Genomic DNA, 11,516 nt, shown 5'->3' with positions numbered 1-11,516 from the left:
GCGCTGGCTTTCGGCCAGAGCCGCTTCTTAATACCTATGTACACTATCTTCTCGTAAGCTCACCAAAATTTGGCGTAAACTCAAGAGGCATGCGCTCAGCCAAACCTTTGATATAGCTAAGATAGTAACCTCTTTTAACTTTATCTATGTAATGAAAATGAATCAGCTTTCGTCTACGAATAAGGCGAGACTCCCATTGAGGATCTTCACAAATTTGCTCAGCCCATGGCATTCCAACAAAAGCTATAGGTACTTGAGCTTCCTCACTTATGTATTTTAGTGAGTTACCAATAGCTTGGCGCTCTTGCTTACTTTTATATTCAAGAATTTCTTGAAACTCATTAATAATAATCAACTCAACCTTAGTGCGTTTTAATGCATTGACTAGCTTCTGCTCTAGATTTGTAGCAAAGCCCCGACGCTTGTATTGACTAGTACCAAATAGATCAAGATCATGAAGCATTTGCACTAGCGTACTACCCAGGTCACGTTTGGCGGATATACGAGTCACTAATATTGGCATTTGTCTACCACATAGTTGAGAGGCTAACGCCTTCCCTTTATAACGGTCAATTAAAGCACTTTTCCCTGTTCCAGCTTCTCCCGTAATCAAGATGCACTGCTGATCTTTTGAGAGAAATCGCTGAGCCCTTAAACTATCAAGCTCTCCCATTATATCTTTCACTTGAGCATGCTCTATATAACATTGGGAAAACTTTGTAACCGTAGCCATTATATCCATATTTAAAACGCCTCTATGTCATCACTATTCCAATCAAAGGTATCGATGTCATCGTTATCGTTATCGTTTGTAGACGCCTTCACAATCGGTAAAGCTTGCGAAGTCTTCACAGGTACAGTTGAATGAATTGAATTGCTATCTATGCCTTGGTATTTTGCTAACTTCTTCATCCCTTTTTGTTTTAGTTTGTTAGCCAATGCTTGACTAACCATCTGTTCAATCTCCAACCTGCTCTGCGCAAGTGACATCAAGTCTTGAGAGTCGATAACACTTTTTCGGCGATTTTTGATATTCACTTTATGCTGTGTCAGAGTAAGGCCCGTGGTGTAACCATCCGGATCTTTAGCCGGAACCTTCAGATAACGCTCTTGCTCCTCTAAAAAAACATAGATATAACTTAAATCGTGAGGATCAATTTTTATATCAGCTTTCAAACCACGTTTAGAGGCAACTGGCGTGTATTTTCGATACTCCAATAACTCAGGCGAATCGTACCGCAAGTGCATAAACTGTATGCCATCTTTTGTAATAGAACGTGTTTCTAAGACTCCTAGTTTGACACGCAGGAGTTCTTGGGCGTCACCAGTGTACTCAATCGGTGGATAAACTGACGCCCCTTCATACCACTTTACAATTGGCACTCGTGTTTTTCGATCATCTGCTTCTTGGTTATAAACCTCAATAATCCACTTATGCAGTAATTCATTAAATAAGCTAAAACTTAGGGCAGCCTCTTTATCTGGTTGATAATCTCCTTTGGCCTCAACACTTCTAAAGTTCTTTCCTGGCAGCGAGTCCAAAAACTTTGTGTTTAATGTTCTGAAGAACCTCTCAACTTTGGGCTTTTTCCAAGGTTTACCAACGGGGTTGTAACTTGTATTAATACCAAGCTCTTTACAAGCAGACTCTAAAGAATCCCCCCAAAACTCAACCCCATTATCTACGACTAGAAGCTCAATTTTTCCATGGCAAGGCCAGTCAGCACTGATATTGGAAAAACAATCAATTAGCTCATCTTTACTCAGCATGGTATTAACTAACGCTGCTCGAATAGATAAATGACTAGGTTCATTAAAACTGACGTAAAAACCCACTACGCAACTACTGTAACAATCCACGAGTGCTGTAATAGTTGGCCGACCAATTACGGTTTGGTTATCTTCCATTAACACTGTGTAATCCAGTACGGTATGATCTATCTCTACTCGCTCCATGACACTGGTTGGCTCTGCAAACTTATCACCTAGTTTATATTTTTTTTGGACATAGCTACGACCAAAACGCGCTAAGTCAACATCATAGGGTTCCAAACTTTTAATTCGTGCATTAAACCCTGTATAAGAAAGAGGAGTTATTGTTCCTGATACTAAACGACTATTTTCAAATTGAATTAGATCACAATAATAGCGATAGGCCGTTGCGACACTTGGACGTTCTTTTCGCAAATACTTATCTTCTAATGCTTTATTAAAGTAAAAATCACCGCTGGTATTTTTAAGGGCTCTATTACCTTTTTTTTCATGGGAAGGAATAAGTGAAGTTATACAGAAATTAGATTTTCGATACTTACTATACCAAGCCGCTATAGCACGCCACTTTGGCTTAGGATTGTTATCATAAGAGGCCATCTGTGCTAGTAGTGGATCTATATTCTTCTGGGTCCAACCTCCATCAATATGTTTTTCAATAAATCTGATGTAGTGCAAACGCTTGTTAGTCTCATATTGAACAGCTTGATCATACATCTCGAGGGATTTGCTAGCGTTAATGCTAATCGCAACTTCGATATCACCTTTAACACTGAAAAGCTCAGAATCGAATTCATCGATTTCATCCCCAAACAGATCAGTATCCTCACCCATGAGCGATAGATAATTCAGTATCTAAACCAAAAGGAGCCGCATCTAAGTCAAACTTGATTAGCCCCTGTGATGCGCCAATAAGAACCAGTTTATTAAGCTGCCCTTGCGTTAACCTGGATTCATCAAGTAACTCACGCACTGTCACGACACCAAGCTTACGTACCAATGACAATACCCATTCAATTTGAGTATTGTATTTTGAATCTCCAGAATAGCGGTGTAACAGTTTAAGGTTATTTAGGAGTGGACCTTTGTGTAGCTGTCGTTCCGTGATCAATCTGAGTTCAATACTAAGCTCAATACAAGACTGCTGCTTATGCTTAAATCTGTCCTTTACCTCTGGATCACGAGCCTCTTTTGAACACTTAACTTCATAGTAGATCTGCTTACCATTGGCGCTTGAAACCAGAAAATCGGGGGTATAAGGAAGGGACTTACCGTAATATTGGTAATAAAAACCGATAGGTTGTGCTTCAAAGGCTGACACCGACTTACTGTATTCAAAATGAAAACAAGCATCAAACTCTAATGAAGACTCTAGCGTTAACGAAGCACGATTCTTTAAACTAGCGAACTTAAAAAGGTTCTTCACGCGAGAGTGCTTTATGTTTCGTTGATACATAAAAACGCTCGGATGTAGTTAAATGACAAATAAACACTACACTATGTAAACTTATAGTTCAAATTATGCACACTTATTTGTCATTATGCAGACTTATATGTAATTTATGCAGGCTTATGCTTCCAACAACAGTTTCTCATCGATGCTGTAATCAGCAACTGGACCTATTCCGTCGTCTTATTGACCATTAATTCATACTGTTTTTTAAATTCTGGCGTCATTTTAAAATATACTGTTGCGTCACTTAGCGATTTAATAACAGAAAAATCTCCCAACGTGCCATTGAGAAATGATTCTTCAGATGGATAGAATGCAAATTCAAAGTCATATTGTATTGGCCCAAGCTCACAACTATCTAAAGTGATATTTTTGTTCACAATATCAATACGTTCAATCGGGTATCGCTTACCGTTCTTAAGTATGTATTCAGGCGTGATATCTATCCCCTGGATACCTTTTATTGCTTCGTTACAGAAGCCCTCAACAGCGACCCATTCACCCACCGCTTCGCTCTTCAACTTGGCTTCTCTTTTCACTGCTGCATCTTGTAAATACCAGCCAAAGAGACCAATACACCCAATAACGACAACAACAAGCGATGTTTTAAATAGTTTAGTGCTCATAAACACCTTCATTCGATATCAACCCGGAAAACAGATGCTTATAGCAATGAATAAACGTATTTATCATGTAGTAAATATTACGTTTAGTCACACCGCCATTCATGTGCACATCAACGCGATAGACCGTTGTTTCTGAGTTCTTGTCGATTGTGTAAAGACGACCTATCTTGGTATTCTGGTTGAATTTAGAAATGAAATCTAAATCAAATCCAATCGGTAACGTTGCCATGATGCCGAAAAACTCTTCACCATTACTTGCAGACCAACGCGCATTACTAAAAAATAGCACCCGTCCAAATTCAATATCGACACTAAACATCGAATCATCTTTTGCTAATGACACTTGAGCATTTGAAAAACTAAACTCATTGATAATATCCACCAGCTCTTGAGTCGTGATACTTTCAAACACCTCAGAAGATACAATTTCAGGTATCTCTGTATTTTCTTTCTTGGCCAACAACACTTCTGCCAAAAAGTCTTCATGTTTATTTGTCATTTCAATTCCTTAAAAAATAATAGCCAGCACAAGCATGCTAATAGCAATTAACGGTTCTACAACCCCACCCGATGAACATAATTTTATCCCAACGCGCTTCTGGGAAGGCCAAAAAAGCGGAACGCCACCATCTGAGACAAAATCGGCTATTAAATGAGAGGCATAACCAATCATACAAGCAAACATAACCGGTATTGAACCCATATCACCACTCATAATCCAAAGTGTGATAACAAACGGCCAAATAGAATGTGTTATTTGCCGGTGACCGAATAAGCCCCCAAGCGGTATCGAGATAAATAATAACCGCTTGCCTATTGTTGACCCTGGATGATCTAAATCTGGCAAAATGGACCCAAAATAAATTGATGTCACTAATACCCAAAGTGGTAAAGCAAAATCCATATGCTTTACCACACATATCGCCACGGCTGTAGTCACCAAAAGGTGATTCCGAAACATCATGACTAATTGACCAAATCCAAAAATGCCGATTTCACATTGGCTTTCTCGGGCTCTGGTTTGCTCTGTGATTCAACGGCAGGAGAGACCACTGTTTGTGCTGTATCTGACAACACCATATTTTGCTGCTGCATCAACTCAATCTTACGTTCATGGTCCCGATCTTCATCTGCGGCCTTACGATTGCGTTTAGCTTCTAATCGGCGTTCCAAATCATTAAATGCTTCGATTTCTCGTGCATCTTGAGAATCCAGCTTAATGCTCTGGAGCACTTTGTTAAATTCATCGTAGGGTAGTTTCAATAAGCTATAGGCTTGATATTGACCGTCCGGTAACACTTGGATCTTTTGGTCAACCATGTCATAGCCAACAATGGGTACCGAATCGACTAATTTATCGATTAGAAATTGACTGGTTTGTACTAATGTTCCCATACCATTTTCACGCTCATAAACTCGCTCAGACCCTGATAGCTCTTGACGGTAATTTTTCGCCAGTTCAAATTCAGCCTGCAAACGGGCTTTTTTGAGCGCATGATGCATATCTTTAGATGATGCAGCACCGACACCCATTATTCCTATGGCGTCATTCTTTGGTGGATTGAGGTACCAATCTGGCACACTAGCTAACTTTGCTTGAGCATCCGATACAGCCTGCTCTTGCAAGTCCTTCTGATGCTCAACATAGGTTTCCACAGGGTCACTTGCACAACCCGCCATCGTCAAACTAATTACTAACAATGTTAATTTTTTCATATTTTGTTCCTTATTAATAAAATTCTATTTCTCGACTTTGGTACCGCAAAAACTTACCGTTCATATCCTTCCATTGGTAACTGCTAGGATCGAAAACCTCTCGGCCGACACTAAAACCAACTTTGATGCCTTTAATCGCATCAGCTTCAGGCATATAGGCTGACACAGTAATTTCATCTATCAGCAGGTTGCTGATGTTGAGCTTGAACTTTTCACTGCCTATGTTAATCGTCATCCAAAAGGCATTATTCGATAGTAATTTCAATGCCGTAGTAAATAACTCTGGATCGTTTGGCATTACCGTTGTTGGTTGCTTTTTGGTGTAGCCCGTTTGATAAAAGACCATGTTTCTGAAAGCGTATTTCTTCGAACTGCCACACCGTATCTGCTCATCATCATCTACAAAGCTACTCGCACCAGGACGGTAATAAGGCAGAAACTCAAAAATGGATTCCCCACAGTATTTAGGTCTTAACAACTCTTTGACGTCTACTCGCTTTGTTTTGTATAACCCAAACGAATCACACCCAAAGAAGAACTTTTTACACAAGGCAAGCGCCGATTGATTCTCTACCGACGGATACCATTCATCGTTAATTCCACCCTTACGATCTAGAGTAACCCTAACCTTCACTTCCGCAACTGAGTAATCATGTGGAATAATATCAATAACTTGGTAGTTAATTGTGGGGTTGGCCATAAAAGGAAATACAAACATTTCATAAGCTGCAACAATCTCTGCATTCAATTTATCTTCGCTAGTTGTCCCTTCTTTATGTGCCCTTAACTGTGCTTTGATTGCGTCACCGTCTATCACACCTACAGCACTGTTTAACGCAGCGTAATACTCAGCAATGACAATAGAATCAAGATTGCTTAACGTGATGTTCTGTTTCATCTTTTCAAGCACACCAGACAGCTTTTGATAATCCGATGTCAAATCATCAATTGTTGATTCAAGTAACCGCTCTCGTTTATCGCTACCGAGCTTGGCTTGCATTGCTGAAATATCGACTGACACATCTGCAGTGACGTGCAACACAATTTTTCCTTCTTCTAACCCATGTTCATAATGAGTGTTGAATACACGCACATTCGCCCCTTGAGCAATCAACCCCTTCTCAACAATCTCATCGGTGCGACTGTCATAATGCGTGTTATGCGTAACAAACTTGGGCGTCATCGTTACAGCGTTGATCTGCAACATTGATTCTGCTCGATGTACCGCTTGCTCAATCGTTTCGCTGTCATTCAAAAACACCGACACTGATAGCGCCTGATACTCATAAATATTCTGGCTATTTGGGTATGCGTTGAAGCAAACCACCAGCAATATACTTAGTAACCATTTGTTCATTATTGGCTCCACTACTTTTGGTATCTCATGTATACCAATCATTCTTGGCATTTCTGTTTACTTCAGCGTCTATTTGGGACGCACTAAATTTCACCTCTCATTTTCATTCAAAAGAAAAATCGCGCAACTGTATGCTAACCGACTGATTTTAAAGCCAGTTGCTGATTATAGGTTTCATGAGATGATTTATTCAGATATTGAAATTCGAGGGGTTAACAATGAATACCGCGCTTAAACAAGAACCTGTTTTTTGGCATGACTTAATACAGCCTGCATACGATAGTAGCGGGAAGCCTAACTTTCTCGACAGTACCGGCGCGGTATTGGAGGGTCTTTATACCGATATGCCTAATGAGGTTTACCATGCGTTGGACGCTCATAGCTCCACTGGCATCAAAACGTTCGCTAAAGGCCGTCACCATTATTTCAGACAATATCTATCCGATGTTTGTCGCCTTAGAACTAAACAACAAGAATACACGTTTGATGCAGGCACATACGGTCACATGTTAGTGCTTGAACCTCATAATTTTCACGGTAACTTTATGAGAAATCCTACACCTGAAGATTTTCCCGATTTAAAGTTGATTGATACGATCCCTCAGTTGAAAGAAGCTTTAGCAAATCGTGGATTGGCTGTCTCGGGGTCACGAGCAGCCCTAATTAGCCGACTATATAACAATGATCCGACATTACCGATTTTTGAAGTGCTTCGTGAAAAGGCCATTTGTGAGTTTTTAGACCAACGTTATTCAAACTATCTTCGCACTGATGTAGAACTAGATGAAATGGCGACATTTTATGGCATTGATACGGGTCTATCTCGGGATGCGAAAATTAAATCTATTCTTGCTCTCAGCCCCTCTCAACCGATTTGGGAAGACCTTGTTGCTAAGCATGTGATTGATCATATCGTTTGGGATGATGCATTTCGTGTTGAAAAAAGCACCCGTGCACACCCAAAAGCTGACTGGCTATTAAGTGATGGGTTTCCAGAACTTTCAATAATTGCAAGATGCCCGAATACAGGTTTGTTACTAAAAATTCGCTTCGATTGGTTACGTAAAGATGCAATCGCAGTTGACCTAAAAACCACCTTATCAACAAATCCAACCAAATTTGCATATCAAGTCAGGGACTTGAGATACGACTTACAGCAGGTTTTTTACACTTATGTTGCCAATTTAGCTGGAGTACCTGTCGAACACTTTGCGTTCGTTGCTACGGAGTATAAAGACGCTGATAACTGTGAGGTGTTTGAGCTAGCCGAGCGTAAAGTCCAAGAGTCAAAAGATGATCTTTTTGATTATCTAGAAGAATTCAATGAGGCACTTAGTACCGGCAATTGGTACGGACATGATAAAAGCCGCGCTACATGGGTAATTGATGTCTAGTTGCCGGATATCAATCTCAGGTTAAATTATCTCTGTATCGATGAGGAAAACACTATGAATACCATTCCATTTCAACACGTTTTTGCGAGTAATTTTTCATACCTTAGCTCTCAAATTGTCAACAACGCGATAAATCTAAATGAAGAGATTTCTTATCTAAATCAGGTAATTTTAAACTCTCAATCAACAAGCACACCATTTTCGACAGCTACAGAGTGGTCTGTAATCGATTTGCTACTCAATCTATGTCGATTGGGGTTATCACTCAACCCCGAGAAAAAGCTTGCTTATGTGTTGCCTAGCTATAGCGAAACCGGGGAAATGGCGCTGAAGTTATACCCTGGATATCGTGGTGAAATCGCCATTGCTTCTCACTTCAATATCATTCAAAACACGATGGCCAACCTTGTGTATGAAAAGGATCGATTTTCAGTCCAAATGGCGACCAACGACGTTGAGCATATTGTTACATCATTATCCATTGACCCAAATGTTAGAGGTGCATGTTCTGGCGGATATTGTCGAAGCATATTAACTGATGGCTCGGTACACCTTGCTTACATGAGCATCGAGGAACTAGACGCGATTGCACAAAATCAAATTGAAATGACTATGGGCAATACCGCTTGGAATTCAATTTGGCGTTCCGAAATGCGGAGAGTCGCCCTATATAGACGGGCGGCAAAGGATTGGCGCAACATGATTAACTCAACGCCAGAGACCCAGCAAGCACTGATCTCAACAGACTACTAGGATACTTATTATGAATACTTTTAAAACTACACTCACTAACCTATCTGAAGCGTTTGCTAAACCGTTAAGTCAGCAACAACTTGATGATGTATCGTTACTGATTGAAAACTCATTGAATAACAAATTCCAATTCGGACACGAGTTTTACAAAATAAAAGATGTCATCCCTACATCACTTGTGGACGCATTAGCGCCTTACATTGACTCTGGACTGGAAGTAAATAGCGATTTGATTGAACTGGAAGCTCGATACCATGAATCAAAGTTTAGCTTTGAATTTGAAATGAGTCATAGCCTTAGCGGGCTTGTTAATCTATTAATTGATAAAACCAGCATCGCACATATCCAAATCCATGAAATTTATGAGAGCGACTTGTTTTCTGTTAACCATGCTACACAAGAAATTAACCATGAACCGTCTGCTGAACCTAGCGAACTACACGGCATTTACTGCATCATTGATCTTGATAATGGCCAATCGTTCCTTACACAAATGTCGGCAGATGAAGCCAAACAAGCAATGTGGGCCAATACAAACGATAGATTAAATGGTGTGAACCCATATACAACAAACTCTAAAAAATTGACCTTTTATAAGGCTTCTTGCCTTCGTCGAGGTCTTAAAACTATTTCTGCATTCAATAACTGTGGCGACCTTCGTTTGGTGTCTACATTGTTAAACTTGCACGACCGCCAGTTCAATAAAGCCAAAGCCGTTCGTAAAGTAATGCCACTGAATAACTACAAATTTCGTTGCTGTTCAAAACAACCAAGCTCGATTGACCAAATTTTCAAAGCCGAGCAAGGCAGTGTTGTGATCCCCTTTAATCAAAGTGTGTCTAAAGCACCTAAAGCCACCGAAGAAAAGAAACACACAACAGAATTACTTAGCGAATTACCAGATGAGTTTTATGGTGCTTGGGAGTCAGACACACTAGGCGTAGGATTTTAATAATGAAGCCATATAAATACATTGAAAAACTGACTGTTCTTCAGCATCCAGACACGAAAAATATTGTTCGACTTATGATTGAGCATGACGGGCAGCAAACCTATGGCCTACAACGTTCTATAGTAAACAATGGAGTAACACGGCACTTTTATAATAAAAAACTTTGGCATTCAGCTTATAACATTAAGTTAGAACTCGACCGTCGCATTTCCGATTATGAAGAAAAAGGATTCGAAGTGATGACAGAAATATCGCTTCTCGCTAATGCGAATCCCGTCGTTCCCGAGTTTGGTTACGCGACCACACCGCCCGGCCCAAATAACGTTGCAATTCCCGTTAATGCCAATGACATCCCGGCTATCGTCAATTGTAGTTTTCATCGATTATCAATACGAGATCTGCGCCATGACATTGAACTATCAGACCCAAATGTCTTTCAGTTTTTTAATTCGTTAAGAAAGGCTATTGAATTTCTACCATTCACAATGGTTGCTGTGTTGTCAAACCAGAGACTCATTGTGATGTCACTTGAATTTCACTCTAAACCTAAACCACAACATGCGATAAATTACCTCGCGGTAATGGCGAAAAAAAACAGATCATCATTGACCATTTGTGATGGAACACAACCTAACATACCAGGCTCGATTTCCGCTGAGCAAAGTTATGCTGTCTTGACCGGCGACTCTCTAAGCATTCACCTAGCTTCTACATGGAAGCTGGCCAACGTCTTCTTGGAAAAATCGGCAAACTCGGACTTTTTTTCTGTTTATTGCATGAAATCTGAGCGGTTTGATAAGGTTTTAGCTGATATTCCACTCACCATCATCAACCGCTCTGGTAATGCACAAATCCTATTTACACTGGCCAATGCTCAGCCATCATGCGTGACATTTATTCGCTCAATTGGGTTTCACGCAACTATCTCAAATGTAGAAGAATTTCACTGGAAATGCTAACAACATGTTAGTTATATTAGTGATACTATTTCACTTGTCATCTAACTTTAATTTAAAGAGGTATTTATGTTTTATTGGCTCATATTGTTCGTTGTCATTTTTTTAGCGATTAACGCGGTTTCAAAAAATCAAGCTAAAGCTCAACGGCAGCGTGCTAAAGCAGAAGTTCAGAAATGTCGTATTTGCCCAGAATGTGCTGAAGGCATAAAAGTGGAAGCTAAAAAGTGTCGTTACTGTGGTATCTCACTAATGCAAGTTACTGAGGATGAGTTGGCCCAAATTGACAAAGCTTATGCGTTGGAAATCTCGAAAATAGAAAATATGGGCGTTACCCAGCCCAAGAATAAGAAATATCAAAACAACGACGTCTGGAAGTAATCTTTTAGTGGAATTCTGGAAGATTGTAACTTTACGGTATTTTTATGGTCAATTGTATGACCATATTAAAGTTTGATCATTTTCAAGCTCACTTTTGGACATTTCTGAGTTACGAATGCCATCAGTGTATGCCTTGTTCGCATAAATAAAAATATGGG

The 11,516-nt window shown here is 39.9% G+C and carries 13 protein-coding genes; 5 read left to right on the top strand and 8 right to left on the bottom strand.

Annotated elements, in window-relative coordinates; translation table 11 throughout:
- Nucleotides 1-43: 43 nt before the first annotated feature.
- The 8 genes from IEY42_RS20875 to IEY42_RS20840 form a co-directional block, all read right to left on the bottom strand.
- Nucleotides 44-742 (bottom strand): TniB family NTP-binding protein, encoded by a 699-nt coding sequence (locus IEY42_RS20875; RefSeq protein ID WP_188927130.1) that lies wholly within the window; start codon nucleotides 740-742, stop codon nucleotides 44-46.
- Between the two features lie 2 nt (nucleotides 743-744).
- Nucleotides 745-2,604, bottom strand: a complete 1,860-nt coding sequence (locus IEY42_RS20870; RefSeq protein ID WP_188927129.1) for a TnsB C-terminal domain-containing protein — start codon at nucleotides 2,602-2,604, stop codon at nucleotides 745-747.
- A complete protein-coding gene (locus IEY42_RS20865; RefSeq protein WP_188927128.1) occupies nucleotides 2,597-3,196 on the bottom strand; it encodes a TnsA endonuclease N-terminal domain-containing protein in 600 nt (199 codons plus the stop codon). The genes IEY42_RS20870 and IEY42_RS20865 overlap by 8 nt, the downstream gene beginning before the upstream one ends.
- Nucleotides 3,197-3,390: 194 nt before the next feature.
- Nucleotides 3,391-3,849: a hypothetical protein gene (locus IEY42_RS20860; RefSeq protein ID WP_188927127.1), complete on the bottom strand. Its 459-nt coding sequence runs from the start codon at nucleotides 3,847-3,849 to the stop codon at nucleotides 3,391-3,393.
- A complete protein-coding gene (locus tag IEY42_RS20855; RefSeq protein ID WP_188927126.1) occupies nucleotides 3,839-4,348 on the bottom strand; it encodes a hypothetical protein in 510 nt (169 codons plus the stop codon). Before IEY42_RS20855 ends, IEY42_RS20860 begins: the two co-directional genes overlap by 11 nt.
- Nucleotides 4,349-4,357: 9 nt before the next feature.
- Nucleotides 4,358-4,810, bottom strand: coding sequence for a metal-dependent hydrolase (locus IEY42_RS20850; protein WP_268244282.1), 453 nt, complete (start codon nucleotides 4,808-4,810; stop codon nucleotides 4,358-4,360).
- Nucleotides 4,811-4,815: 5 nt separating this feature from the next.
- Entirely contained in the window at nucleotides 4,816-5,565 is a 750-nt protein-coding gene (locus IEY42_RS20845) for a hypothetical protein (RefSeq protein ID WP_188927124.1), read from the bottom strand.
- Between the two features lie 13 nt (nucleotides 5,566-5,578).
- A complete protein-coding gene (locus IEY42_RS20840) occupies nucleotides 5,579-6,922 on the bottom strand; it encodes a hypothetical protein (RefSeq protein WP_188927123.1) in 1,344 nt (447 codons plus the stop codon).
- A 218-nt stretch (nucleotides 6,923-7,140) separates the two neighbouring features.
- Here IEY42_RS20840 and IEY42_RS20835 point away from each other — a divergent pair, with 218 nt between their 5' ends.
- The 5 genes from IEY42_RS20835 (at nucleotide 7,141) to IEY42_RS20815 (ending at nucleotide 11,358) form a co-directional block, all read left to right on the top strand.
- Complete coding sequence (locus IEY42_RS20835) at nucleotides 7,141-8,316, top strand: PD-(D/E)XK nuclease-like domain-containing protein (RefSeq protein WP_188927122.1); 1,176 nt, start codon at nucleotides 7,141-7,143, stop codon at nucleotides 8,314-8,316.
- 54 nt (nucleotides 8,317-8,370) lie between these two features.
- Nucleotides 8,371-9,069: a recombinase RecT gene (locus tag IEY42_RS20830; RefSeq protein ID WP_188927121.1), complete on the top strand. Its 699-nt coding sequence runs from the start codon at nucleotides 8,371-8,373 to the stop codon at nucleotides 9,067-9,069.
- A 10-nt stretch (nucleotides 9,070-9,079) separates the two neighbouring features.
- Nucleotides 9,080-10,021: a hypothetical protein gene (locus IEY42_RS20825; protein ID WP_188927120.1), complete on the top strand. Its 942-nt coding sequence runs from the start codon at nucleotides 9,080-9,082 to the stop codon at nucleotides 10,019-10,021.
- Between the two features lie 2 nt (nucleotides 10,022-10,023).
- Nucleotides 10,024-10,980 (top strand): hypothetical protein, encoded by a 957-nt coding sequence (locus IEY42_RS20820; protein WP_188927119.1) that lies wholly within the window; start codon nucleotides 10,024-10,026, stop codon nucleotides 10,978-10,980.
- A 66-nt stretch (nucleotides 10,981-11,046) separates the two neighbouring features.
- On the top strand, nucleotides 11,047-11,358 hold the full coding sequence (locus IEY42_RS20815; protein WP_188927118.1) for a hypothetical protein: 312 nt from the start codon (nucleotides 11,047-11,049) through the stop codon (nucleotides 11,356-11,358).
- Nucleotides 11,359-11,516 lie beyond the last annotated feature (158 nt).

Origin of the sequence: Shewanella algicola, assembly GCF_014648035.1 — a bacterium.
GTDB lineage: Bacteria > Pseudomonadota > Gammaproteobacteria > Enterobacterales > Shewanellaceae > Shewanella > Shewanella algicola.
The sequence above is the reverse complement of the archived record's forward strand: the minus strand, read 5'-3'. Positions and strand labels throughout refer to the sequence as shown.

Coding starts and splice junctions, on each gene's coding strand:
- IEY42_RS20870 (WP_188927129.1), bottom strand. CDS start 2,604: ATGGGTGAGGATACTGATCTGTTTGGGGATGAAATCGATGAATTCGAT.
- IEY42_RS20820 (WP_188927119.1), top strand. CDS start 10,024: ATGAAGCCATATAAATACATTGAAAAACTGACTGTTCTTCAGCATCCA.
- IEY42_RS20875 (WP_188927130.1), bottom strand. CDS start 742: ATGGATATAATGGCTACGGTTACAAAGTTTTCCCAATGTTATATAGAG.
- IEY42_RS20840 (WP_188927123.1), bottom strand. CDS start 6,922: ATGAACAAATGGTTACTAAGTATATTGCTGGTGGTTTGCTTCAACGCA.
- IEY42_RS20830 (WP_188927121.1), top strand. CDS start 8,371: ATGAATACCATTCCATTTCAACACGTTTTTGCGAGTAATTTTTCATAC.
- IEY42_RS20860 (WP_188927127.1), bottom strand. CDS start 3,849: ATGAGCACTAAACTATTTAAAACATCGCTTGTTGTTGTCGTTATTGGG.
- IEY42_RS20835 (WP_188927122.1), top strand. CDS start 7,141: ATGAATACCGCGCTTAAACAAGAACCTGTTTTTTGGCATGACTTAATA.
- IEY42_RS20850 (WP_268244282.1), bottom strand. CDS start 4,810: ATGTTTCGGAATCACCTTTTGGTGACTACAGCCGTGGCGATATGTGTG.
- IEY42_RS20825 (WP_188927120.1), top strand. CDS start 9,080: ATGAATACTTTTAAAACTACACTCACTAACCTATCTGAAGCGTTTGCT.
- IEY42_RS20845 (WP_188927124.1), bottom strand. CDS start 5,565: ATGAAAAAATTAACATTGTTAGTAATTAGTTTGACGATGGCGGGTTGT.
- IEY42_RS20815 (WP_188927118.1), top strand. CDS start 11,047: ATGTTTTATTGGCTCATATTGTTCGTTGTCATTTTTTTAGCGATTAAC.
- IEY42_RS20855 (WP_188927126.1), bottom strand. CDS start 4,348: ATGACAAATAAACATGAAGACTTTTTGGCAGAAGTGTTGTTGGCCAAG.